Genomic DNA, 24,290 nt, shown 5'->3' with positions numbered 1-24,290 from the left:
ACACCGGACGAGGGCCGGCGCCGCCCGGGCGCCGGCCCTCTCGTCGTACGCCGCGCGCCGGCTCCCCGTGGTGGGGAGCCGGCGCGGTACGTGCGCAGGTCAGTCGGCGGCCGGCAGTCCGGCCGCGGTGAGCGAGCGGCGCACCGCCGGCTGCACCCGGGTCAGCCGCAGCGGCACCCCGGTACGCGCGGCGGCCTCCCGGCCGGCCATCAGCGCGGCGATCCCGCCGGCGTCGAAGCCACCGGCGCCGACCAGGTCGACCACCACCTCACGGGGTTGCCCGGTGACCGCCTGGAGCATCGCCCGGCGCAACTGGTCCGCGCCGGCCCGGTCCACCTCGCCGCCGACCTCGACGACCACCCGGTCGCCGTTCTGCTTCACTGAGATCCGCGCCTTGCCCGGCTCGGCCTCGGCCGCGCCGTTCTGCCAGGGCGGCGGCGCGTCGGCGAGCATCGCCTGACGCAGCCAGGTCAGCGCCCGCGACAGCAGCCGGGACACGTGCATCTGCGAGATGCCGAACCGGGCGGCGATCTCCGCCTGGGTCTGGTTGCCGTAGAAGCGCATCGCCAGGATGCGACGTTCCCGCCACGGCAGCCGGTGCAGCAGGCCGCTGACCGTGACCCGGTCGTCGACGGACTCCAGCGCGTGGTCGGACTCGCCGACCAGGTCGCCGAACTCGGCCGAACTCTCCCCGCCCACCGGCGCGTTGAGCGAGGCCGGGCTGTAGCCGGCGGCCGACTCCAGCGCGGCGAGGATCTCCTCCTCCGGCGTCTCCAGCCGGGCGGACAACTCGGCCACCGTCGGAGCGCGGGACAGCTCGCTGGTCAGCGTCGCCGTGGCCTGTCCCACCTCGAGGATCAGGTCCCGCAGCCGGCGCGGCACGTGCACGCCCCAGGTGCGGTCGCGGAAGTGCCGTTTGATCTCGCCGACGATGGTGATGGCCGCGTACGCGGTGAACGAACCGCGTTCCGGGTCGTACCTGTCGACGGCGTTGACCAGGCCGAGACGGGCCACCTGCTCCAGGTCCTCCAGCGGCTCACCGCGCCCGCGGTAGCGGCGGGCGAGCCGGCCGGCGAACGGCAGCGCGAACCGGACCAGGTCGTCCCGCGCCTCCTGCCGCCGCTCCGGTGGCAGGCCCTCGATGCGGGCCGCGTACGCGAGCGCCGCCGCGTCCAGGTCCTCCAGACCCCGGTCGGTGGTCGGTGGTGTGGGTGTGGTGGTCTGTCCGAACATCCGCGCCCCCTCGCCGAAGAGCCCCCGCCCGGTCGGAACCGGTCGTGCGCGTGGTCGGACCACGCACCGGGTGAGGAAGTTGGGTTACGTGACGGATACGTCGAAAGCGGTGGCTGCCCGCCGCACGGCGTCGTGGGCCGTTTCGCGGCGAGCGGTCTTCCCGCTCCGTAGGTACTCAATCACGGACCGCAGGATCGCGAGGAAGTTTCGCCAGGTTGGCCGGCCAGCCGTTCCCGGCGGTCGGTCAGCAGACCAGCAGGCCCTGGTGCGCGCCCGCGTCACGTAGCGCGCTGAGGGCCTCGGCCATCCGCAGCGGCGGCGGCGCGGGCAGGTCGCAGGGCTGGTTGCGCAACACCTCCGTGGCACGTCGGGTGGGTACCGAGGCGACCGGGTAGCCGCGCGCGGCACCCCGGTCCAGGGCCCGCCTGCGGCGCCCGAAGCCGGCCACCGCCAGCCACTGGGGCAGCCCCGCGTACGCGGGCGAGCGCAGGCCCGGCGGCTCCGGCAGCACGTCCACCGAACTGAACGGCTCGCTGCCGGCCAGCCACCACTCGACGCCGGCGACCCGGCGCGCGGTGGCGTTCTCGCACCAGTAGGGCACCAGGCCGGCCCGCAGCACCTGCGCCGGGTCGAGCAGCCGGCCGCACTCCACCACCAGCCGGTTCCCGGTCTTGCCGGCCCGCCGCAGCCAGCGCCGGTACAGGTCGGCGGTCACCGCACTCAGCGCGTCCGGCTGCGGCACGACCACCCGGTGCAGCGGATGCCCGTGCCGGTCGCTCCAGGAGCGGGCGTCGTGCTCGAAACCGGACTCCACGCCGTGTTCGGCGAACGCGCCCGCCACCGTGACCTCCGGCGCCTCCCAGCGCGTCTCCTCCCCGCCGGCCGCGCGCAGCACCTGGCCCAGCGCGCGGGCGTCCGGGTGGAAGTCGACCGGGTCCAGGCCGCCCGCCGGGGAGCCGGCCTGGAAGCTGTGCCCGTCGCCGCAGTCGCGTACCGGCCAGGTCCGGGCGTCGTGCAGCAGCAGCACCGGCGCGGCCGGTTCCAGCCGGTCGGCGAGGAAGCGCGCGTACGCCTTCGGCAGGGTGCGCCAGCGCACCGCGAACGTCACCGCCGCGCCGGCCGCCGCACCCCGGCTGGCCGGGCAGTGCACCTGGCGTACGTGCACACGCGGGTTGGCGTCGAGCAGCCGGGCGGCCAGCGTGGCCCCGTGCGCGAACGCGGCGTCCGGGCGGTCCACCGCCCCCCGGGTCCACTGCCCGGCGACCTCGAACCCGGCCGGGAGCCAGGGCACCCCGAGCGCCGTCGCGAGGTGGGCGGCGGCGCCGTGCGGGGAGCCGAGCACCACGCCGGGCCAGCGCCGGTCCGGGTACTGCCCGGCGAACCACCCGGCCACCCGCTCGGCGTCCACGGCGGCGATCTGGCCGGCGGTGAGCGCCGACCGCCCGGCGGCCCGGACGGCGGCGGCGCGGCGTACCGGCTCGGGCGCGCCGCCGAGGCGGGACAGTCCTCCCGGGTGACCGAGGTCGCCGCAGTCGTCGCCGCGCAGCGCCCGGGCGGTCGCGGCGACCAGGACCCGGGCGGCGCTGCCGGCCGCCACCACCCGATCCACGGGCAGCCCCGCGCCGCTGACCGGCGTCCGTTCGACTCGTTCGCTCAACACGCGGCCCGGCTTCCCGTCCCTCTGGGGTCTAAACGGGGCATCTCCCCACGGGTCAGGACCAAGGCCCGCCCGGTAACGGCACCGCCCGCGACACCCAGGTACGCCGTCGCGCCGCGTGCCCACCGTCGCGGGCGCAACGGCGCGCGGGTGCGGGTTTGGGCCGGACCGGGACGGGCACTGCACCGCGCATGCCCGACGACGAGAGCACCCCGGCCGCGACCATCACCCCGTACCGGGACGGACCCCTGCTGGTGCGCGGCGACTTCGCGCTCGTCACGCCCGAGGGCACGCCGATCGAGACGCGCCGGGGCACCGTGGCGCTGTGCCGGTGCGGCAAGAGCGCGATCAAGCCGTTCTGCGACGGCACGCACAAGGTGTCGGGCTTCCGCGCCGGCAGCGACCGCGAGCCCTGACCCCCGCGACCCCTCCCCGCGATCTTGCACTTGGATACCCGGCAAACCTCGCGAACCGGGCACCCCGAGGGCCGCAACCGCAAGATCGCGGGGGACGGTGCCGGGGGGTCAGGCTGCGGCGAGGATCTGGGTGGGCGGGCGCAGGGAGGACTCCCCGGCCGACCAGGCGTCGAGCAGGTGCGCGGCGAACAGGGCGTCCACGGCCAGCGCGGCGGCGGCGCCGAACAGCACGTCGGACGCGAGCGCCGGCTCGGCCCGGACCAGCCCGCCGCACATGTCGTACGCGGCGATCTGCTCGTGCACGGCGTCGGCCTCGACGTGCTCGTCGTAGAAGCGCGTGGCGACCGCGTCGAAGCCGAGCCGGCGCAGCCCGTTGCCGTAGCGGCGGTTCGGCAGCGACGAGGTCATCTCGTACGCCGCCAGGTGCCCGAGCAGCGCCCCGCGCAGCCGCCGGTGCAGGCCGAACAGCGACATCAGGTTGTTGGTCGCCAGCGTCACCGCCGGCACCCGGTCCAGGTGGGCGGCGTAACCGGTGTCCAGGCCGAGCCGGTCCATCGTGGTACGGAACAGCTCGGCGTGCATCCGGTCCAGCCGGCCGTTGCCGTACTCGTCGGTCTGGATCTCCACGAGCGCCGCCTTCGCCGGGCCGCCGAGCCGGGGCAGCGCCCAGCTGTGCGGGTCGGCCTCGCGCAGGTGGTAGATCGAACGGTGGGTGACGAACTCGCGGAACCGGTCGAGGTCGGCGCGGCGTTGCAGCGTGGCGGCCAGCGGCGGGCCGTCGCCGGCGGCCACCAGATCGGCCAGCGCGCCCGGCACGGCGGCCGGCAGCACCGCCGGCGGCGGGCCGGCCAGCTCGCGCAGCGCCGCCTCGAACGGCCGCTCGGCGCGGGCGCGCAGCGCCAGCAGCGACGGCTCCCACTCCCACGCCTCGTCGACGCCGGACCAGCCCCGGTAGTGCAGCTCGTAGCAGAGGAACAGGGTGAGCTGGAGATCCTCGTCGGTCAGCGGCGCGGCCACCGCGTCGAACGCGGCGCCCAGCCCGGCCGGCAGTTCCCGGGGAGTGTCGCGCAGCGCGGCCAGCAGCGCCGCGGAGACCGGCCCGCGCGCCGCGGGAAGCGGGGCGGGGCCGTAACGACGGTCGGCGACAACGGACATGGAACCTCCCGGGACAGTTGTGCCTGGTCGCAGTGCCCCGGAGTGATCCGGCTAAACGACCTCGTCCGCCGCGATGGCCTCGGTCTGGATCACCCGCTCCCGCACCCGGCGGGCGGCGTCCCCGTCGGACACCAGGCCGCGCAGGTCGGCCAGCGCCGGTTCGGGCGCGTCCAGCGGCACGGCCGGGTCCACCACCGCCTCCAGGACGGCCGGCCGGTCGGCCGCGAGCACCTCGTCCCAGGCGGGTCCGACCAGGTCCGGCCGGTCCACCCGGACGCCGTGCAGCCCGAGCAGGCGGGCCCACCCGGCGTACGGCACGTCGGAGCGCCGCCCCCCGGGCGTCCGCCCGCCGCCCACGCCGGACTGGTCCCGGTTGTTCAGCACCAGCACGATCAGGCGGGGGTCACGCCACCGCGTCCAGTGGTGGGTCACAGTGATCAGCTCGGCCAGGCCGTTGAGCTGCATCGCGCCGTCGCCGAGCAGCGCGAGCACCGGCTCGTCCGGGCGGGCCAGCTTGGCCGCGACCGCGTACGGCAGGGCGCAGCCCGTCGAGCCGAGCGTGCCGCACAACTGCGCCCGCACCCCGGGCGGCAGCTCCAGGTGCCGGGCGTACCAGTAGATGACCGAGCCGACGTCGACGGCGACGCCGGCGTGCCGGGGCAGCCGGGCGGACAGTTCGCGGAGCACGAGCTGCGGGTTGACCGGCTCGGCCGGGGCGCCGGCGCGCTCGGCCGCGGTCTCCCGCCACCGGTCCACCATCTTCTCCACCATGCACCGCCACTCGCGGTGGGGATTCTCCGGCACCCGGGTCAGCAGCGCCCGCAGCGTCTCGGCGGCGTCGCCGACGAGCGGCACGTCCACCGGGTAGCGGGTGCCGATGCGCCGGCCGTCGATGTCGATCTGGATGGTGCGTACCTGGCCCGGCATCGGGAACCAGTCGGTCCACGGGTCGTTGGTGCCGATCATCAACAGCGTGTCGCAGGAGCCCATGAGCTGCGCGGCGGCGGTGGTGCCGACCTCGCCGAGCACGCCGGTGTGGAACGGCAGCCGCTCGTCGAGGACCGGCTTGCCCAGCAGCGACGTGGCGACGCCCGCGCCGAGCCGGTCGGCGAGCGCGACGATCTCCTCGGCCGCGCCGTGCGCGCCCTGGCCGACGAGCATCGCCACCCGCCGCCCGTTGCCGAGCAGCGACGCGGCGGCGTCCAGGTCGGCGTCGTGCGGCAGCACCCGGGCCAGCGGCTCGCCGGGCGTCGCGGTGACCACCCCGGCGGTCTGCGGCAGCAGGTCCGGTACGGCGGTGACCTGCAACGCGCGCGGCAGCACCACGCAGGTCGGGCTGCGGGTCGCCGCGGCGGTACGGAACGCCTGGTCCAGCAGCGTCGGCACCTGTTCCGGGCTGCGGCCGTAGCGGACGAACTGGTTGCACACGTCGCCGAACAGCCGGCTCAGCCCGATCTCCTCGTGCGCGCCGCCGAGCGGGCCGGTGACGTCCTCGCCGATGATCGCGACCACCGGCTTGCTGTCGAGCTTGGCGTCGTAGAGCCCGTTGAGCAGGTGCACCGCGCTCGGGCCCTGGGTCGCCAGGCACACCCCGACGCCGCCGGTGAACTTCGCGTGCCCGGTGGCCATGTACGAGGCGGTCTCCTCGTGCCGGGCGGGGACGAAAGCCGGGTCCCCGCCCGCGTCGTCGAGCGCGCCCACGAGTGGGGCGATCGCCGCGCCCGGACAGCCGAAGACCCGCGGTACCCGCCAGGCCCGCAGGCGTTCGACCACCAGGTCGGCGACGATGCGCTCAGCCATTGCCCCGCCCCGGCGTGCTCGCGTCGACGTAGCGCAGCACCGCGCCGACCCCGTCGGTCAGCTCCGGCGCCTCCTCGGGCGCGAGCACCGTCAGGTCCGCGTCGGTGCCGATCAGCGCGCGCAGCAGCGCCGCGTCGGCGCGAACCCGCTGCGGGTCGGCCACCGACATGCCGGCCAGCTGCGCCGGGTCGGTGGCGATCTCGGTCGGCTCGGGGCCCACCCACAGCTCGCCGTCGGCCGACGGGTCGTCCACGATGAGCATGGTGTCGACCTGGTTGCGTTGCAGCGCGGAGACCACGGCGTCGAGTCCGGCGCCGACGTCCTCCTGGACGCCGAAGCGGTCCAGCGCGGCGGCGATCCGCCGGTCGGCGACCTCGGCGACGGTCTGCACCGTGATGTCGTCCATCAGCGTGTCGTCGGCGCCCACATCGCGGGCACCCGCGTCGGTGCGTACCAGCACGTCCTGCCAGCGGGCGGGGAGCTGGGCGGCGATCATGCCGGTGGCCCGGACGTCCCCGGCCACCACGACGACGTCCGCGCCGACGCGCTCGGCCAGGTCGGCGGTGGCCGCGGCGGCGTCACCGGCGTTCTGGTGCCACGCCTCCATCGCGGCGCGCTGGTAGCGGGACTGCGACCAGCCGCCCGGCTGCACCCGGCGCAGCTGGCGGCTCTGCCCGCCCCGCACCTGGGCCCGCCGGGGCACCCCGCCGGCGCTGACCGCCATCGCGTCCGCGCCGGTACGGTCGGCCAGCACCCGCACCCAGGCCACCTGCTCGCCCCGCTGGGCCACGAGCGGCATGGTGTGCGGCAGCGCCGACCAGCTCGCCAGGTCGCGCAGCGGCGGCGCGGACAGGTACTCGGTGAGCACCACGCGGCCCCGGCTGGCGAACACGGCGATGCCGTAGTCGCCGGGCATCGGCTGGTGCCGGCGCACGACCTCCTCCACCGCCTCGACGGTGACCGGGTCGGCGCCCTGCCCCAGCAGGTCGCCCTTGAGGGCCCGCCAGCGCAGGTCGACCTGCGCTCGCGCGTCCTGGGTGTCGCGGGAGGCGTCCATGTACACCGAGCACCACGGCCCGGGACGGTCGTAGAGCGGGCGCAGGAAGGACAGCTGCATGCTCGACCCCTTTCCGGCTCGGCCGCACGCATACCCGCGCCCCGGCGGAGTTCACCTGCCGGCCGCCCGGGCGTGACCACCGTTCATTCACGTCGTTCAACCCGAAGGGCCGATACCATCTGTGCACGGAACGGGACTCTCGGTGGTGAACATGAATACGGAGCTGTACACCCGACGCGTCGTCCACCCGGCGGAACGCGTCGTCACCGGGCGTCTGGTCCGGTTGATGGAGGGTTACGCGCGGGAGGTCCGGGTCGGGCAGCCCGCGCTGGTCGCGGTGCTGACCGCCGCGGGAGTGGTGGGGCTGCTGCTGAAGGTGGTGCGCGCGTTGCTCAGCAGTGGCGGCGGCGGGGCCCGGCGCAGCTTCAAGGAGCTGAAGAAGGGGCCGGAGTTCCTAGTCACCCCGGTCCGGGTGCGCGACGCCACCGGCCGGCTGGTCGAGGTCGAACTGCACGGCCACCTGCCGCAGAGCGCGCTGCACCCCGGCGACCACGTCCAGCTCACGCTGCGGGCGCAACGCGACGAGGACCTGCCGCCGCGGATCGAGCGGATCGTCAACCTGACCACCGGTCAGCTGCTCACCCCGCGTACCGCGACGCTCTGGTCGCACCTGGGACCGGCGCTGCTCCTCCAGGCGATGCTCGGCGCCGTGCTGCTGCTCGGCGTGGCCGCCTGCTCGGCGCTGACGTAGCGCGGGTTTCCGTCCGGCCGCCGGTGGGCACCGGTGCGGCCATGTTCCCCGGATTCACGCTCACCGAGATCGACGTCGGCGCGGTGCGCCTGCGCGTACGCCACGGCGGCTCCGGGCCACCGGTGGTGCTGCTGCACGGGCACCCGCGTACCCATGCGACCTGGCACCGGGTGGCGCCGCGGCTGGCCGCCCGGCACACGGTGATCTGCCCGGACCTGCGCGGCTACGGCGGCTCGTCGAAGCCGCCGAGCGACCCGGAGCACACGGTCTACTCCAAGCGGGCGATGGCCGCGGACGTGGTGGGCCTGCTCGACGCGCTCGGGCACCGCCGGGCCGCGGTGATCGGGCACGACCGCGGCGCGTACGTGGCCATGCGGACCGCCCTGGACCACCCGGACCGGGTGAGCCGCCTCGGCGTGCTGGACGGGGTGCCGATCGGTGAGGCGCTGGCCCGCTGCGACGCCCGGTTCGCCGCCCGCTGGTGGCACTGGTTCTTCCTCGGTCAGCTCGCCAAGCCGGCCGAGCGGGTGATCAACGCCGATCCGGACGCGTGGTACGGCGGATCACCGGAGCAGATGGGCGAGCAGGCGTACGCCGACTACCGCCGCGCCATCCACGATCCGGCCACGGTGCACGCCATGTGCGAGGACTACCGGGCCGGGCTCGGCCCGGACCGGGCGGCGGACGACGCGGACCGGGCTGCCGGGCGGCGGATCGGCTGCCCGGTGCTGTTCGCCTGGTCCGAGCGCGACGACATGGTCGACCTCTACGGCGACCCGGCCGCGATCTGGCGCGACTGGGCCGACGACGTGCGGACGGCGTCGATCCCGTCCGGGCACCACATGGCCGAGGAGGCGCCGCGGGAGCTGACCGACGTGCTGGCCGGCTTCCTCGCGGAGGACCTCGCCTCGGTCAGCGACCGGCCGGGGTGAGCGGCTTCTCCACCGGAGCCGGCGCGTCGAGCAGGCCCCGGCGGCTCGCCCAGCGCTCGAACAGCACCGTGGCGAACGGGGGCACCGCGCTGGCCAGGGCCAGCCCGGTCTGCACGAGCGTCCAGCGGCGCCGCAGGGCCACCACGAGCGCCAGCAGGCCGTAGACCACGAACAGCGCACCGTGGACGGGGCCGAAGATCTTCACGCCGATCTCGTTGCCGGGCGGGCCGTACTTGACCGCCATGCCGGCCAGCAGCGCCGCCCACGAGCATCCCTCGGCGAACGCCGCCACCACGAACGCCCGGATCCACCCGTCGCGCATCAGCCACTCCCCTTCGCCGTCGGCGGCCATGCTAGCCGCCCGGGCCGGGCCGCCCGGACGGAACCCGCTGCCCCGCGACGGGGATCACCGGGGCCGCCACGGGGTACAGAAAAGGGCCTCCGGGCCTTTCCTGACCCGCCACTCCGTGCGAGGTTGGGAAGAACCAACGGTGACAGGGTGGTGACCATGGGCGAGGACGTCGGCGTGCGTACCTTCAGCCGGGAGGACCGGGCCCGCTATCGCGAGAAGGTCCGGCGGTGCCTGGACGTGTTCGCCGAGATGCTGCGCGAGTCCCGGTTCGACGTGGAGCGGCCGATGACCGGCCTGGAGATCGAACTGAACCTGGTCGACGACGGCTTCGACCCGGCCATGCGCAACGCCGACGTGCTGGAGGCGATCGCCGACCCGGCGTTCCAGACCGAACTGGGCCAGTTCAACGTGGAGATCAACGTCGAGCCGCGGCGGCTCGCCGGCACCGGCACCGCCGCGTTCGAGGAGCACGTGCGGGCCAGCCTGAACGCCGCCGAGTCCAAGGCCCGCGCGGTCGGCGCGCACATGGTGATGGTCGGCATCCTGCCGACGCTGCGTCCGGAGCACCTGACCGCCGAGACGCTGTCGGCCAATCCCCGGTACGCGCTGCTCAACGAGCAGATCTTCGCCGCCCGCGGCGAGGATCTGCCGATCGCGATCAGCGGGGTGGAGCGGCTGGCCACCACCGCCGACACGATCACGCCGGAGGCGGCGTGCACCAGCACCCAGTTCCACCTCCAGGTCAGCCCGGCGCAGTTCGCCGACTACTGGAACGCCGCGCAGGCGATCGCCGGCGTCCAGGTGGCGCTCGGCGCGAACTCCCCGCTGTTCTTCGGCCGGGAGTTGTGGCGCGAGACCCGTGTGCCGCTGTTCCAGCAGGCCACCGACACCCGGGCGGAGGAGATCAAGGCCCAGGGCGTACGCCCGCGGGTGTGGTTCGGCGAACGCTGGATCACCTCGGTGTTCGACCTGTTCGAGGAGAACGTGCGCTACTTCCCGGCGCTGCTGCCGGTCTGCGACGCGGAGGACCCGGCCACCACGCTGCACAGCGGCGGAGTGCCGAAGCTGGCCGAACTGCGCCTGCACAACGGCACCATCTACCGGTGGAACCGGCCGGTCTACGACGTGCTCAAGGGCCGGCCGCACCTGCGGGTGGAGAACCGGGTGCTGCCGGCCGGGCCGACGGTGCTGGACACGGTCGCCAACGGCGCGTTCTACTTCGGCCTGGTCCGGGCGCTCGCCGAGTCCGACCGTCCGCTGTGGTCGCAGATGTCGTTCAGCGCGGCCGAGGAGAACTTCAACGCCTGCGCCCGGCACGGCATCGACGCCCAGGTGTACTGGCCCGGGCTGGGCTACCTGCCGGTGACCGAGCTGGTGCTGCGCCGGCTGCTGCCGATTGCCCACCACGGGCTGGACCGGTGGGGCCTGGACCCGGCGGAACGGGACCGGCTGCTCGGCATCGTCGAGCAGCGCTGCCTGACCGGCCGCAACGGCGCGACGTGGCAGGTGGAGACGCTGCACCGGCTGGAGTCGGCCGACCACATGGACCGGCCGGCGGCGCTGCGCGAGGTGGTCCGCCACTACGTCGACCTGATGCACAGCAACCGGCCGGTGCACGAGTGGCCGATCCCCTGAACCGGGCCTCCCGTCAGCGCAACGCGGTCACCGTCGCCCGCGCCGCCTGTGCGACCAGCGCGTCGTCGGGCTTCGCGTCGCGGCTGTCGCGGCTGGTCATGACCGCGAGCACGATCGGCGCCCGGTCCGGCGGCCACACCACGGCGATGTCGTTGCGGGTGCCGTACCCGCCGGTGCCGGACTTGTCCGCCACCTGCCAGCCGGCCGGCACGCCGGCCCGGACCAGCCCGCTCCCGGTGGTGCTGGCCCGCATCCAGCCGAGCAGCAGGTCGCGGTCCGCGGGCCGCAAGGCCTCACCCAGCGCGTACGCCCGCAGCGAGCCGGCCAGCGCGCGGGGCGTGCTGGTGTCGCGCTCGTCGCCGGGCGTGGCCGCGTTGAGCTCCGGTTCGGTACGGGCCGGCCTGGTGACCTGGTCGCCCACCTCCCGTAGCGCCCGCGCGAAGCCGGCCGGGCCGCCGAGCGCGTCGAACAGCAGGTTGCCGGCGGTGTTGTCGCTGTACCGCACCGCCGCCTCGGCGGCGTCCCGCAGCGCCATCCCGGTCTCCACGTGCCGTTCGGTCACCGGGGAGTGCGCCACCAGGTCCGCCCGCCGGTAGCGGACCACCCGGTCCCGCTCGGCGTCGGACGTGGCGGCCAGCATCGCGCCGGCCGCGAGCGCCTTGCACGTCGAGGCGTACGCGAACCGCTCGTCGGCGCGGTGCGCGAGGGTGCGGCCGGTGCCGGTGTCGACGGCGAAGACGCCGATCCGGGCGCCGGAGCGCCGCTCCAGCGCCGCCAGCTCGGCCGGTGCGGGCACAGGCTCGGCGCTCGGTGTGGCGTTCGGTGTGGCGCTCGGCGTGGATGTGGCCGGGGCGCTGGTGGGCGGCGCGGCTTCGGGCCGGTCCTCCGTGCAGCCGGCCACCAGAGCCGTCGCCGTGAGCATCGCCGCCGCGAGCACCTGCCGTCGGATCACCCGTTTCCTCCCCCGTCGTCCGGACCACGCCGTTCCCGGGCCATTGTCGCCGATCCCGGTCGGGCCGGTGGTCGCCGCCTCGGTCGGCGCTGTGGCCCGCCGCCGTTGGCCGGCACTGTGGCTCGCCGCCTTGGCAGGCCCGGTGGCTCGCTGCCTGGGCCGGCCCGCCGCCTCGGCCGGCGCGGCGGCTCGTCCGGCCGACGGGGCAGGTCAGCCCGCTACGGCGGCGAACGTGACCGCGCCCGCCGCGGCCAGCGGCAGCGCCACCGCGGCGGCGAGCAGCCGCACCCGGGCGGACCGGCCGACCAGCACCACCAGCAGCGCGGCGAGCGCGAGGTCGATCGCCACGTTCCACCACGCGCCGGGATAGCCGGACCGCGACTTCAGCGCGAACCGCAGCGCCTCCTCGACGAACACGGCCACCGGCAGCGCGGTCCCGACGACGCGGCGCCATCCCTCGGTCCGCGCCCAGATGCCGGCGACGCCGAACACCACGCCCGCCACCACGCCGAACGCCATCCAGACGATCGAGGTGGGCGACCAGATCACGGCGAGGTCGTCGCCCTGGAGCAGCGTCGCCGCGAGGTAGTAGCTGGGCACCGCGACGATGAGCAGGACGCTGGCCGCGACGGCGGCGCGCACCGCGCCCGACCGGATCCACCAGCCCAGTGCGAACGCGGCGACCGCCCAGGTGGCGGTGGAGTTGCCGAGTTCGGCGAACGGGAACGGCACCCACTTGATCCAGACGAAGTCCAGGAAGCCGAGCAGGAAGCCGGCGACGGGGACGACGAGGGCGACGGTGCGACGTGAGGGTGGCATGCGTGGGAGCATACTCAGTATGCTCACCGGCTCGGCGAGGCGGCCCTACGAGGCCAGCCGCCGCTCGGACGGCGTGAGACGCACCGCGCCGTCGGACCTGTTGATCTCCGACCACACCTCGTCGAGGGAGAGGCCGAGGACGTCGGCGATGGCCGCGATGGTGGGAAACGCCGGCGTGGCGACCCGGCCGGACTCGATCTTCCGGAGCGTCTCCGGGGAGACGCCCGCGTCGAGCGCGGTGAGCAGCATCGAACGCTCACCCCGCGCTCGCCGCAGGAGCGCGCCGAGGCGCTGCCCGCGCTCGACCTCGGCGGGAGTGAGGGGCAACCTGACCATGCCAGGATTCTAATACCGGGATAACATGGCCGGGATACTTATTGGTTCCGCGAGGAAGGCGCCTGCATGATCGAGATCCTGAGCCCCACCGACGTCCGGCGGGCGCGGGACACCGGCGCCCTGGTCGCCCACATCCTGCAGACGCTGCGCGGCAGCACCACCGTCGGCACCAACCTGCTCGACATCGACAGGCAGGCCCAGCGCATGATCGCCGAGGCCGGGGCGCAGTCCTGCTACGTCGACTACGCGCCGTCCTTCGGACGCGGGCCGTTCGGCCACTACATCTGCACCTCGGTCAACGACGCGGTGCTGCACGGACTGCCGCACGACTACACGCTCGCCGACGGCGACCTGCTGAGCCTCGACCTGGCCGTCTCGCTGGGCGGGGTGGTGGCCGACTCCGCGATCAGCTTCCTCGTCGGCGACGCCCGGCCCGCGGAGAGCGTCGCGCTCATCGACGCCACCGAACGGGCGCTGCGCGCCGGGATCGCCGCCGCCGGTCCCGGCGCCCGCGTCGGAGACCTCTCGCACGCCATCGGCTCGGTCCTCACCGAGGCCGGATACTCGGTCAACACCGAGTTCGGCGGTCACGGCGTCGGGTCGACGATGCACCAGGACCCGCACGTGTCGAACACCGGGCGGGCCGGGCGCGGCTACACGCTGCGTCCCGGGCTGCTGCTGGCGCTGGAACCCTGGGTGATGGCGGACACCGCCACGCTGGTCACCGACGCCGACGGGTGGACGCTGCGCAGCGCGACGGGCTGCCGTACCGCGCACAGCGAGCACACCATCGCCATCACCGACGACGGCGCGGAGATCCTGACGCTGCCGAGGTCGTGACCCTCACCGGGCCCGGCGTCCGGCACGACGGCCCTCCGCGTTCCGCCGCCGGGCGCCGTCAAGCGGGCGTGCGCTCCCGTTCCGCCCCCGGGCGTCGTCAGGCGGGCGTGCAGCGCTCCCGCAGCGTCTGCACGCCGGGCCCGGTGAGGTCGTCGCAGTAGGCGGCCCGTCCGGCCATCGCCATCATCAGCGCGAGCGTGGTGCCACTGACCAGCGGGCCGGCCCCGGCGCTGAACGGCCCGTCGGTCGCCTCCACCCGCAGGCCCTCGACCGCACTGCGGCCGGCCACCGTGAAGTCCCGGCCGGCGAAGAAGCGGGCCACCGGCGTGACGGCCTCGACCGAGGGCGTGCGGGTCAGGCCGAGCGGACGCCGGATGTCCTGGGCGTGCACGACCACCTCACCGAGCCACGCCTCGGTCGGCCCGAACGTCGACGTGGTGCTGCCGACGATCCGGCGGAACCGGTCGAGCGTCTCCCCCGGGTCGGCGCCCCGGTGCTCGGCCAGCCGGCGGTCGTTGTGCAGGTCGAAGTCGAACCGGGCGCCGAGCACGCTGACGACCCAGCGGGCGCGGCCGACGCTCGCCGCCGCGGTCATGTGCGCGAGCGTCTCCTCCACGGACCAGCGGCTGCACAGGGAGGGCCGCCCCCACTGCGCCGCGTCGAGCCCGGTGAGATCGTCGGCCAGGGCGGCGCGCTCGGCGTGCGCGAGCGCCCACAACTCGCGGCGGGTCAGCGTGTCGGACATGGAACCTCCAGGGTCGGGCCATCGGAGGTAGGACCACGCTCCCGCCGCGAACTCACCGCCCCCCGCTCCGCCGATCTTGGAGTAGTGGTGGTTCACGAACCGGACAGGTGGGACCTTCGAGGCGCCACAAGTCCAAGATTGACGCCGGCAAGCGGTCAGAGCGCCACGATCGCGGCCGACTCCGGCGGCAGTTCGATGCCGTCGCGCATGACCGTGACGCCCTCGGACGTGGCGAGCAGCACCCGGCGTACCACGCCGGGCAGGTTGATCCGCTGCGCCCGGCCGGCCAGGTTCGCCACCACGAGCGTGTCGCCGCGCCGCATCACCAGGAACCGGTCGCCGTGGCGTACGTCGACCCGGTCCAGCCGGGGGTCGGACAGGTCGGCCCGGGAGCGGCGCAGCGCGATCAGCCGCCGGTACAGGTCGTACGTCTCGCGGTGCTCCGGCTTGTCCAGCTCGGCCCAGTCCAGCCGGGACCGCAGGAACGTCTGCGGGTCCTGCGGGTCGGGGACGTCGTCGGTGGCCCAGCCGTGGCCGGCGAACTCGCGCCTGCGGCCGGTGGCCACCGCCGTCGCCAGTTCCGGCTCGGGGTGGCTGGTGAAGAACTGCCACGGCGTGGAGGCCGCCCACTCCTCCCCCATGAACAGCATCGGCGTGAACGGCGCGGTCATCAGCAGCGTCGCCCCGACGCGCAGCAGGCCGGGCGACAGTGTGGCGGAGATCCGGTCGCCGGTGGCCCGGTTGCCGATCTGGTCGTGGTTCTGCAGGTACGCCACGAAGCGGTGGCCGGGCGTGCGCTGCCGGTCGACCGGACGGCCGTGGCTGCGGCCGCGGAAGCTGGACCAGGTGCCGGCGTGGAAGAACCCGCCGGTCAGCACGTCGGTGAGGCATTCCAGGGAGCCGAAGTCGCCGTAGTAGCCCTGCCGCTCGCCGGTGAGCAGCGTGTGCAGCGCGTGGTGGGCGTCGTCGTTCCACTGGGCGTGCAGGCCGTACCCGCCCGCCTCGCGGGGCGTGATCAGGCGCGGGTCGTTGAGGTCGCTCTCGGCGATCAGCGACAGCGGGCGTCCGAGGTGCGTGGACAGCGCCTCCACCTCGGCGGCGACCTCCTCCAGCCAGTTCACGGCCCGGCCGTCGGGCATGGCGTGCACGGCGTCCAGCCGCAGCCCGTCGACGTGGTAGTCGCGCAGCCAGCCCAGCACGCTGTCGGCGATGTAGCGGCGTACCCCGTCGGAGTGCGGGCCGTCCAGGTTTACCGTGCGGCCCCAGGTGTTGCTCTGCTCGGTGAGGTACGGCGCGAACCGCGGCGCGTAGGCCCCGGAGGGCCCGAAATGGTTGTAGACGACGTCGAGGATCACCCCCAGGCCCTTGGCGTGCGCGGCGTCGACGAACCGTTTCAGGCCGTCCGGTCCGCCGTAGGGCTCGTGCGGGGCGTACCAGCAGACGCCGTCGTAGCCCCAGTTGTACTCGCCGTTGAACGCGTTCACCGGCAGCAGCTCGACCATGTCCACGCCGAGGTCGACCAGGTGGTCGAGCTTCGCGATCGCCCCGTCGAACGTGCCGTCGGGGGTGAACGTGCCGATGTGCAGCTCGTACAGCACGCTGCCGGGCAGCTGCCGGCCGGTCCAGGCGGCGTCGGTCCAGCCGAACGCCGCGTGGTCGTAGAGCCGGCTCGGCCCGTGCACCCCGGCCGGCTGCCAGGCCGAGCGGGGATCGGGCAGGGCCTGGTCGTCGTCGTCGAGCAGGAACGCGTAGTCGGTGCCCGGCCCGGCGCCGGGCACCTCGACCCGCCACCAGCCGTCCAGCCCTTGACGCATCGCGTGGTCGGCGACGCCGGGCAGGCGCAGCCGCACCCGGGCGGCCTCGGGCGCCCACACCGTGAACTCGGTCATGCGGCGGCCTCCACAGAGTCGGTGGGTGCGAGGAGGGCGACGGGATAGGTGCTCAGCAGATCATGAAGGAGCAGCTCAGAACCACTGTAGACCCGCCCGGTGAACAAGTCGGTGCACTGATGAACGGGAAGTGACACGGTCGTGTCCCGCCAGCCGCCGGAGCGGGCCAGCCGCAGCGGCAGCCGGGTCGCGACCGCGACCGCGCCGCCCCGGTCGAAGGCCACCGCGTGCGCGGCGGCCGGGCCGCGTGCCGGCACCGGCCGGTAGCCGCCGAACAGGTCCGGGCGGTCGCGGCGCAGCCGCAGCGTCCGGGACACCACGAGCAGCTTGGCCGCGCCGTCGCCGGCCACCGCGGGCCGCCAGCCGGCGTCGAGCCGGGCCAGCATGTCCCGGCGTACGGCGAAGTCGACCGGCCGGCGGTTGTCCGGGTCGACGAGCGAGTTCTCCCACAGTTCGGTGCCCTGGTAGACGTCGGGCACGCCGGGCATGGCGAGCTGGACCAGCTTCTGTCCGAGCGCGTTGGACCAGCCGGGCGGGGTGATCTCGGCGGCGAACGCGGTGATCTGGGCGTGCAGTTCCGGGTCGTCGTACATCCGGTCGACCAGGGCGTGCAGCTCGTGCTCGAAGGCCGCGTCGGGGTCGGCCCAGCTCGTGGTGACCGACGCCTCCCGGGCGGCCTTCTCGGCGTACCCGTGCAGTCGTTCCCGTTCGATCGGCCACGCCCCGACGGCGGTCTGCCAGAGCAGGTGGGCCAGCGCGGGGTCGGCCAGCGGCGCGCGCGACATCCAGTCGGCGACCCGCTCGGCCCAGCGGCCGGGCAGCTCGGACAGCACCGCGAGCCGGGCGCGGACGTCCTCGCCGCGCTTGGTGTCGTGGGTGGAGAGCGCGGTCATGCTCGCCGGCCAGCGCACGTGCCGGCTGGCGGCGAAGCGGTGCAACTCGGCCGCCGGTACGCCGAAGTGGGCCGGGCTGCCGCCGACCTCGTTGAGGGCGACGAACCGGCTCCACCGGTAGTACGCGGTGTCCTCCACGCCCTTGGCCATCACCGCGCCGGTGAACTGCGGGAACCGGGCGGCCAGCTCGTGGCCGGGGTCGCGCAGCCGGGCGGTGACCGCGTCCAGCACGCCGGTCAGGTCGGGCCGGCGGCGACCGGCCTCGCTGCGGGCGGCGGCCAGGTGCCGGGCGCCGGAGGGCGGGTAGCCGCGGTAGACCGGGAAGCACGCGGCCAGCTCGGCCAGGGCGGCGCGGACCTGCTCGCCCGGCAGCTCCGGCACCAGCGCGGCCAGCCGGGTCAGCTCGGCGGCGAGCAGCCGGGTGGCGGCCTCCAGCTTGGTGGTGTGTGTCAGGTCGGCCCAGGAGGTGTGCCGCCCGGTCAGCCGGCCGTCGAGCGTGGTGAACTCCGGTTCGGCGTCCGGGTCGACGAACAGCCCGGACACGGCGGCCAGCGCGTCGTAGCCCGTGGTGCCGTCGACCGGCCAGTCCGGCAGGTCCTCGCCGTACTCCAGGATCTTCTCCACCACCAGCCAGCGCTGCGGCGCGGCGGCGCGCAACCGGGCCAGGTAGCCGGCCGGGTCGCGCAGCCCGTCCGGGTGGTCGACGCGGATGCCGTCGACCTCCCCGGCGTCGACCCAGCGCAGGATCTCCGCGTGGGTGGCGTCGAAGACCTCCGGGTCCTCCACCCGCAGGCCGGCCAGGTCGGACACGGCGAAGAACCGGCGGTACGTCAGCTCGGCGTCGCCGCGCCGCCAGTTCACCAGCTCGTAGTGCTGCCGGTCGTGCACCTGCCGGGGGGTCCCGTCGCCGGTGCCGTCGGCGATCGGGAAGCGGTGTTCGTGGTAGCGCAGCTCCCCGTCGACGAGCTTCAGGTCGTCGAGCGCGTCGGCGGTGTCGGCGAGCACCGGCAGCAGCAGCCGGCCGCGGTCCCAGTCGATGTCGAACCAGCGCGCGTACGCCGAGTCGCGTCCTCGCCGCAGCACGTCCCACCAGGCCGGGTTGGCCTCGGGCCGGGCCACCCCGGCGTGGTTGGGCACGATGTCCACGACCAGGCCCAGCCCGGCCGCGCGCAGCGCCCGGACCAGCCGCGCCCGGGCGGCCTCGCCGCCGAGCTGCGGGTTGACCGCGCGGTGGTCCACCACGTCGTAGCCGTGCGTGGAGCCGGGCGTGGCGGTGAGCAGGGGCGCGGTGTAGAGGTGGGTGACGCCGAGCGCGGCGAGGTATCCCGCCAGCTCGGCCGTGGCGTCCAGGTCGAAGCCGGGCCGCACCTGGACCCGGTAGGTCGAGCGGGGGGTGTCGCGCATGGCTCAGGCCGTCCTCTCCAGGACCAGCAGCGAGCGGTCAGGCACGCAGACCGTGCCGCCCGCCTCGACGAGCGTCGTCTTCTCCGGATCGGGTTCCGCGGTGCTGATCACCAGTTCCCACCGGGTGCCGAACTCCTCGCCGGGCAGCGTGAAGTCCAGCGGCGCGTCGTGCGCGTTGAACAGCAGCAGGAAGGAGTCGTCGCGGTGGCGCTGGCCGTACTGGCCGCGTTCGCCGATGCCGTCGCCGTTGACGAACAGGGCGACCGAGCGGCCGAAGTCGTTTCCCCAGTCCTCGCCGGTCATCTCCCGGCCGTCCGGGGTGTACCAGGCCAGGTCCGGCAGCCCGGATCCGGCGGCTCGGCCACCCACCGGCAGGCCGGTGAAGAAGCGGCGGCGGCGGAACACCTGGTGCCGGTTGCGGAAGTCGGTGAGCCGGCGGACGAAGTCCAGCAGCTCGGTGTCGGCCCGGTCCCAGTCCACCCAGGCCAGCTCGCTGTCCTGGCAGTAGGCGTTGTTGTTGCCGCGCTGGGTGCGGCCCAGTTCGTCGCCGTGGCCGAGCATCGGCACGCCCTGGGACAGGATCAGCGTGGCCAGGAAGTTGCGCCGCTGCCGGGCCCGCAGCGCCAGCACGCCCGGGTCGTCGGTCTCGCCCTCGACGCCGCAGTTCCAGGACCGGTTGTGGCTCTCCCCGTCCCGGTTGTCCTCGCCGTTGGCCTCGTTGTGCTTGTCGTTGTAGGAGACCAGGTCGGTGAGCGTGAACCCGTCGTGGCAGGTGACGAAGTTGATGCTGTGGAACGGGCGGCGGCCGTCGTCCTGGTAGAGGTCGGCGGAGCCGGAGATGCGGGAGGCGAACTCGGCGAGCGTGGCCGGCTCGCCGCGCCAGAAGTCGCGTACGGTGTCGCGGTACTTGCCGTTCCACTCGGTCCACTGTGGCGGAAAGTTGCCGACCTGGTAGCCGCCGGGGCCGACGTCCCACGGCTCGGCGATGAGCTTGACCCGGCCGACCACCGGGTCCTGCTGCACCACCTCGAAGAAGGTGGACAGGCGGTCCACCTCGTAGAACTCGCGGGCCAGCGTGGCGGCCAGGTCGAACCGGAAGCCGTCGACGTGCATCTCGGTGACCCAGTAGCGCAACGAATCCATGATCAGTTGCAGTGAGTGCGGGCTGCGGACGTTGAGGCTGTTGCCGGTGCCGGTGTAGTCGACGAAGTAGCGCCGGTCCTCCTCCGAGAGGCGGTAGTAGCTCGGGGTGTCGATGCCCTTGAAGCTCAGCGACGGCCCGAGGTGGTTGCCCTCGGCGGTGTGGTTGTAGACCACGTCGAGGATGACCTCGATGCCTGCGGCGTGCAGCGCCTTGACCATGCCCCGGAACTCCTGCACCTGCTGGCCCAGGCGGCCCAGCGCGGAGTAGCCGTGGTGCGGGGCGAAGAAGCCGATGGTGTTGTAGCCCCAGTAGTTGCGCAGCCCCAGGTCCGCCAGGCGGTGGTCGTGCACGAACTCGTGCACCGGCATCAGCTCCACCGCCGTCACGCCGAGCCGCTTGAAGTGCTCGATCATCACCGGCGAGGCGATCGCCGCGTACGTGCCGCGCAGCTCCTCCGGGATGTCCGGGTGGCGCATGGTCAGGCCGCGCACGTGCGCCTCGTAGATCACCGAGTGGTGGTACGGGGTGCGCGGCGGCCGGTCGTTGCCCCAGTCGAAGTACGGGTTCACCACCACCGACTTCGGCATGTACGGCGCCGAGTCGGCGGTGTTCATCCGGTCCGGGTCGCCGCCGACCTCGTAGTCGTAGACCGACGGATCCCAGGTGACCTCCCCGTCGACCGCCTTCGCGTACGGGTCGAGCAGCAGCTTGTGCGGATTGCAGCGCAGCCCCTCGGCCGGGTTCCACGGCCCGTGCACCCGGTAGCCGTAGCGCTGGCCGGGCTCGATGCCGGGGATGTAGGCGTGCCACACGTACGCGTCGACCTCGCGCAGCTCCACCCGGCGCTCGGTGCCGATGTCCCACTCGTCGAACAGGCACAGCTCGATCTTCTCCGCCACCTCGGAGAAGATCGCGAAGTTGGTGCCCATCCCGTCGTACGTGGCGCCGAGGGGGTAGCTCTCGCCCGGCCAGACCTGCATGTCGCTCCTTCGGCCCATGATCGTGAGCGCACCGGACAGGGGGCACCGCCGATGCGCACGCCGGTGATGCCCAGTCGTACCCGCCGTCAATCCACCCGTTCGGACCGTAACCGAATCCGCCCTCCTGAGTCCGGACAGACGTTCGGGTGTCATCCGTCACGATCGCCCTTTTCAAGATGCGGACCGGCGGCAGATGGACTTTCCTGGATCCGGGCCCACGCGCGCGCGGGCCCGCCCGGCCGTTCGGCCACCCCTCACCACCACCGCTCGTCGCCGCCACCGATGCCGGCGTGCCTCACCATGCATGGACGGAGATCGACGTGACCACTCTGCGGGTCGGCGCTCAGCCCGCCACCGCGACGGACCGGCTCCACCGGCCCACCCTCACCTCCCGGCCGGCGCCCCCGTCGCCGGCCGGGGCCGGGCCCCGGCCTCGGCGCATCCTGATGCTGTCGTGGGAGTACCCGCCGGTGCTCGTCGGTGGCCTCGGCCGCCACGTCCACGCGCTCTCCGTGGCGCTGGCCGCCGCCGGGCACGAGGTCACAGTCGTCACCCGCCACGCCGAGGGCGCTCCCCTGGAGGAGTACGCCGACGGCGTGCGCATCGTCCGCGCCGCCGAGGACCCGGTCACGTTCCCCCTCGCCACCGGATCACTGCTGGCCTGGACCATGGCGTTCAACCACACCCTGACCCGGGCCGCGCTGCGCGCCGCCTCCACCGGCTCCTACGACGTCATCCACGCCCACGACTGGCTCGTCGCGCACACCGCGATGACGCTGCGCGAGCACCTGGACGTGCCGCTGGTCAGCACCATCCACGCCACCGAGGCGGGCCGGCACCAGGGCTGGCTGCCCGAGGAGATGAACCGCACCATCCACGGCGTCGAACACTGGCTCGCCGGCGAGTCCGGCCGGGTGATCGTCTGCTCCGGTTACATGCGCGACGAGGTGGGCGCGCTCTTCGGCGTGGACGCCGCCCGGGTCGACGTGGTGCCCAACGGCGTCGAGCCGCACCGCTGGCGGGTGCCCGCGTCGGCGGTCGCCGCCGCCCGGGCCCGGTTCGCCGCCGACGGCCCGCTGGTCACGTTCGCCGGCCGCCTGGTGTACGAGAAGGGCGTGCAGCACCTGCTGGCCGGGCTGCCCCGGCTGCGCGACCGGCACCCTGGGCTGCGCGCGGTGATCGTCGGCGACGGGCCGTACAAGGCGGACCTGGAGGCCGAGGTGCACCGCCTCGGACTGGGCGCGACTGTGAGCATGCCCGGGTTCCTCGGCGGCACCGACCTGCCCGCGGTGATGGCCGCCTCGGACTGCTTCGCGGTGCCGAGCATCTACGAGCCGTTCGGCATGGTGGCGCTGGAAGGGGCAGCCGCGGGCGCGCCGCTGGCGGTGGCCCGTACCGGCGGGCTGGCCGAGATCGTCGAGCCGGGCGTCACCGGCGTGACGTTCGCCCCGCACGACCCGGACGGGCTGGCCGAGGCGGTGCACACGCTGCTGTCCGACCGGGACCGGGCGCGTGCGCTCGCCCGGCGGGCCCGCGCCATGGTGCACGAGAGGTACGGCTGGGCCGCCATCGCGTCCCGCACGGCCGCCGCGTACGCCGCCGCCATCGCCGGCGACCCGGCGTTCACCGCCGCCCGCGCCCAGCACCGCATGGCACACGGCCACACCACCCCGCGAGTCCCTGAGGGCAACCTCCTCACCGCCGCCGGCCTCCGCTAGCCCTCCCCCGGCCCCTCTCCCCCTCTCCCCCGCGATCTTGCACTTGGTGCCCCCAGGAGGGCCGCAATGCCCGCAATGCCGGGGCACCGAGTGCAAGATCAACGGGAGTGGGGGCGGGGTGGGGCGGGGGCGCGTACGGGAAAGGCCGCCGGCCTCCGGATGGAGGCGGCGGCCTTTCGCCGGGGTTGCGTCAGCGCTGCTCTGCGGGGACGTAGTCCCGCTCGGCGGCGCCGGTGTAGATCTGCCGCGGGCGACCGATCTTGGTCTCCGGGTCGTTGATCATCTCGCGCCACTGCGCGATCCAGCCGGGCAGCCGGCCGAGCGCGAAGAGCACCGTGAACATCTTGGTCGGGAAGCCCATGGCCTTGTAGATCAGGCCGGTGTAGAAGTCCACGTTCGGGTAGAGCCGCCGGGAAACGAAGAAGTCGTCGGCGAGCGCGATCTCCTCCAGCTGCACCGCGAGGTCCAGCAGCGGGTCCGGCTTGGCCATCCGGCCGAGCACGTCCTGGGCGGCCTTCTTCACGATGGCGGCGCGCGGGTCGTAGTTCTTGTAGACCCGGTGCCCGAAGCCCATCAGCTTCACGCCGTCCTGCTTGTCCTTCACCTTCTGCACGAAGGAGCGGACGTCGCCGCCGTCGGCCTGGATCTTCTGGAGCATCTCCAGGACGGCCTGGTTGGCGCCGCCGTGCAGCGGGCCGAACAGCGCGTTCACGCCGGCCGAGACCGAGGCGAACAGGTTGGCATTGCTGGAGCCGACCAGCCGCACGGTCGAGGTGGAGCAGTTCTGCTCGTGGTCGGCGTGCAGGATGAACAGCATGTCCAGCACCCGGGCCACCACCGGGTCGACCTCGTACGGCTCGGCCGGCACGCCGAAGGTCATCCGCAGGAAGTTCTCGACGTAGCCCAGCGAGTTGTCCGGGTACAGCAGCGGCTGCCCGATCGACTTCTTGTACGCGTACGAGGCGATGGTGGGGACCTTCGCCATCAGCCGCACCGTGGACATCTCCACGTGCTCGGAGTCGAACGGGTCCAGGCTGTCCTGGTAGAAGGTCGAGATGGCGCTGACGGCCGAGGAGAGCACGGCCATCGGGTGCGCGTCGCGGGGGAACCCGTCGAAGAAGCGGCGCATCTCCTCGTGCAGCAGGGAGTGCCGCCGGATCCGCTCGCTGAACTCGGTGAGCTGCGTCTGGGACGGCAGCTCGCCGTAGATCAGCAGGTAGGAGACCTCCAGGAAGGAGGACTTCTCGGCCAGCTGGTCGATCGGGTAGCCGCGGTACCGCAGGATGCCGGCATCACCGTCGATGTAGGTGATGGCGGACGAGCAGGACGCGGTGTTCACGAAACCGGGGTCGTACGTGGTCATCCCGGTTTCCTTGAGCAGCTTGCTCACCCCGATCCCGGCGGGGCCCTCAACCGCGGACTGCACCGGCATCGACAGCTGCCCACCGGGGTGGTCGAGCTTGACTTCCGTCATCTGTTCCTCGCTTCGCCGGCAAGATCTTCGTTGAATTGCCTTCGCTTCTACCGTAATCACGGCGCGGAGAACACCGCTCGTCATGGTTTGAGGGTGAGGTGTGCGTCA

General features: G+C 73.9%; 20 protein-coding genes. 6 read left to right on the top strand and 14 right to left on the bottom strand.

Annotated features, from left to right (window positions below; translation table 11 throughout):
- Positions 1–99: 99 nt before the first annotated feature.
- Both ACN27D_RS30425 and ACN27D_RS30420 read right to left on the bottom strand, forming a co-directional pair.
- Entirely contained in the window at positions 100–1,233 is a 1,134-nt protein-coding gene (locus tag ACN27D_RS30425; RefSeq protein ID WP_013477003.1) for a SigB/SigF/SigG family RNA polymerase sigma factor, read from the bottom strand.
- Between the two features lie 244 nt (positions 1,234–1,477).
- The gene (locus ACN27D_RS30420) at positions 1,478–2,893 is read right to left on the bottom strand and encodes a hypothetical protein (protein WP_421500647.1); all 1,416 of its coding nucleotides are present in this window, start codon (positions 2,891–2,893) and stop codon (positions 1,478–1,480) included.
- A gap of 188 nt (positions 2,894–3,081) precedes the next feature.
- Between ACN27D_RS30420 and ACN27D_RS30415 the strand changes: the two genes are divergently transcribed.
- Positions 3,082–3,306 (top strand): CDGSH iron-sulfur domain-containing protein, encoded by a 225-nt coding sequence (locus ACN27D_RS30415; RefSeq protein WP_364809514.1) that lies wholly within the window; start codon positions 3,082–3,084, stop codon positions 3,304–3,306.
- A 108-nt stretch (positions 3,307–3,414) separates the two neighbouring features.
- Here the strand turns inward: ACN27D_RS30415 and ACN27D_RS30410 are convergent, their stop codons facing one another.
- Genes ACN27D_RS30410 through ACN27D_RS30400 form a run of 3 tightly spaced genes read right to left on the bottom strand, consistent with a single transcriptional unit; the run spans position 3,415 to position 7,378 of the window.
- Positions 3,415–4,461 carry an iron-containing redox enzyme family protein gene (locus tag ACN27D_RS30410; protein ID WP_421500646.1) on the bottom strand — a complete coding sequence of 349 codons (1,047 nt, stop codon included), beginning with the start codon at positions 4,459–4,461 and terminating at the stop codon, positions 3,415–3,417.
- A 51-nt stretch (positions 4,462–4,512) separates the two neighbouring features.
- Positions 4,513–6,261 carry a thiamine pyrophosphate-binding protein gene (locus tag ACN27D_RS30405; protein ID WP_421500645.1) on the bottom strand — a complete coding sequence of 583 codons (1,749 nt, stop codon included), beginning with the start codon at positions 6,259–6,261 and terminating at the stop codon, positions 4,513–4,515.
- Positions 6,254–7,378, bottom strand: coding sequence for a Vms1/Ankzf1 family peptidyl-tRNA hydrolase (locus tag ACN27D_RS30400; RefSeq protein ID WP_421500644.1), 1,125 nt, complete (start codon positions 7,376–7,378; stop codon positions 6,254–6,256). The genes ACN27D_RS30405 and ACN27D_RS30400 overlap by 8 nt, the downstream gene beginning before the upstream one ends.
- Positions 7,379–7,520: 142 nt before the next feature.
- On the opposite strand from ACN27D_RS30400, the gene ACN27D_RS30395 reads away from it, so the two are divergent.
- Entirely contained in the window at positions 7,521–8,069 is a 549-nt protein-coding gene (locus tag ACN27D_RS30395; RefSeq protein ID WP_421500643.1) for a hypothetical protein, read from the top strand.
- A 41-nt stretch (positions 8,070–8,110) separates the two neighbouring features.
- Positions 8,111–9,001, top strand: coding sequence for an alpha/beta fold hydrolase (locus tag ACN27D_RS30390; protein ID WP_120573808.1), 891 nt, complete (start codon positions 8,111–8,113; stop codon positions 8,999–9,001).
- On the opposite strand, the gene ACN27D_RS30385 is transcribed toward ACN27D_RS30390, so the two are convergent.
- Complete coding sequence (locus ACN27D_RS30385) at positions 8,982–9,353, bottom strand: DUF3817 domain-containing protein (protein ID WP_121685700.1); 372 nt, start codon at positions 9,351–9,353, stop codon at positions 8,982–8,984. The genes ACN27D_RS30390 and ACN27D_RS30385 overlap by 20 nt on opposite strands.
- A gap of 156 nt (positions 9,354–9,509) precedes the next feature.
- On the opposite strand from ACN27D_RS30385, the gene ACN27D_RS30380 reads away from it, so the two are divergent.
- Positions 9,510–10,988: a glutamate--cysteine ligase gene (locus tag ACN27D_RS30380; protein WP_421500642.1), complete on the top strand. Its 1,479-nt coding sequence runs from the start codon at positions 9,510–9,512 to the stop codon at positions 10,986–10,988.
- 13 nt (positions 10,989–11,001) lie between these two features.
- Here ACN27D_RS30380 and bla read toward each other — a convergent pair whose 3' ends face one another.
- From bla to ACN27D_RS30365, 3 genes are all read right to left on the bottom strand, one after another.
- The gene (gene bla / locus ACN27D_RS30375; protein WP_393378836.1) at positions 11,002–11,910 is read right to left on the bottom strand and encodes a class A beta-lactamase; all 909 of its coding nucleotides are present in this window, start codon (positions 11,908–11,910) and stop codon (positions 11,002–11,004) included.
- Between the two features lie 240 nt (positions 11,911–12,150).
- Entirely contained in the window at positions 12,151–12,759 is a 609-nt protein-coding gene (locus tag ACN27D_RS30370; RefSeq protein WP_393378711.1) for a DUF6518 family protein, read from the bottom strand.
- A gap of 45 nt (positions 12,760–12,804) precedes the next feature.
- Positions 12,805–13,095: a helix-turn-helix domain-containing protein gene (locus tag ACN27D_RS30365; RefSeq protein ID WP_120570145.1), complete on the bottom strand. Its 291-nt coding sequence runs from the start codon at positions 13,093–13,095 to the stop codon at positions 12,805–12,807.
- A 66-nt stretch (positions 13,096–13,161) separates the two neighbouring features.
- Between ACN27D_RS30365 and map the strand changes: the two genes are divergently transcribed.
- Positions 13,162–13,935, top strand: coding sequence for a type I methionyl aminopeptidase (gene map, locus ACN27D_RS30360; protein WP_358176137.1), 774 nt, complete (start codon positions 13,162–13,164; stop codon positions 13,933–13,935).
- 97 nt (positions 13,936–14,032) lie between these two features.
- Here the strand turns inward: map and ACN27D_RS30355 are convergent, their stop codons facing one another.
- The 4 genes from ACN27D_RS30355 to glgX form a co-directional block, all read right to left on the bottom strand.
- Positions 14,033–14,680, bottom strand: a complete 648-nt coding sequence (locus ACN27D_RS30355; protein ID WP_421500641.1) for a maleylpyruvate isomerase family mycothiol-dependent enzyme — start codon at positions 14,678–14,680, stop codon at positions 14,033–14,035.
- A 155-nt stretch (positions 14,681–14,835) separates the two neighbouring features.
- On the bottom strand, positions 14,836–16,569 hold the full coding sequence (gene treZ, locus ACN27D_RS30350; protein ID WP_421500640.1) for a malto-oligosyltrehalose trehalohydrolase: 1,734 nt from the start codon (positions 16,567–16,569) through the stop codon (positions 14,836–14,838).
- A complete protein-coding gene (treY, locus tag ACN27D_RS30345; RefSeq protein ID WP_421500639.1) occupies positions 16,566–18,866 on the bottom strand; it encodes a malto-oligosyltrehalose synthase in 2,301 nt (766 codons plus the stop codon). The genes treZ and treY overlap by 4 nt, the downstream gene beginning before the upstream one ends.
- A gap of 3 nt (positions 18,867–18,869) precedes the next feature.
- On the bottom strand, positions 18,870–20,990 hold the full coding sequence (glgX, locus tag ACN27D_RS30340; protein ID WP_421500638.1) for a glycogen debranching protein GlgX: 2,121 nt from the start codon (positions 20,988–20,990) through the stop codon (positions 18,870–18,872).
- A 320-nt stretch (positions 20,991–21,310) separates the two neighbouring features.
- Between glgX and ACN27D_RS30335 the strand changes: the two genes are divergently transcribed.
- A complete protein-coding gene (locus tag ACN27D_RS30335; RefSeq protein ID WP_421500637.1) occupies positions 21,311–22,708 on the top strand; it encodes a glycosyltransferase family 4 protein in 1,398 nt (465 codons plus the stop codon).
- Positions 22,709–22,898: 190 nt separating this feature from the next.
- On the opposite strand, the gene ACN27D_RS30330 is transcribed toward ACN27D_RS30335, so the two are convergent.
- Positions 22,899–24,182: a citrate synthase gene (locus tag ACN27D_RS30330; protein WP_120570152.1), complete on the bottom strand. Its 1,284-nt coding sequence runs from the start codon at positions 24,180–24,182 to the stop codon at positions 22,899–22,901.
- Between the last annotated feature and the right edge of the window lie 108 nt (positions 24,183–24,290).

Source organism: Micromonospora sp. WMMD1274 (assembly GCF_049179035.1).
Classification (GTDB): Bacteria; Actinomycetota; Actinomycetes; order Mycobacteriales; family Micromonosporaceae; genus Micromonospora; species Micromonospora tulbaghiae.
Note: the sequence above shows the minus strand (reverse complement) of the source record. Positions and strands in the feature narration are given on the sequence as shown.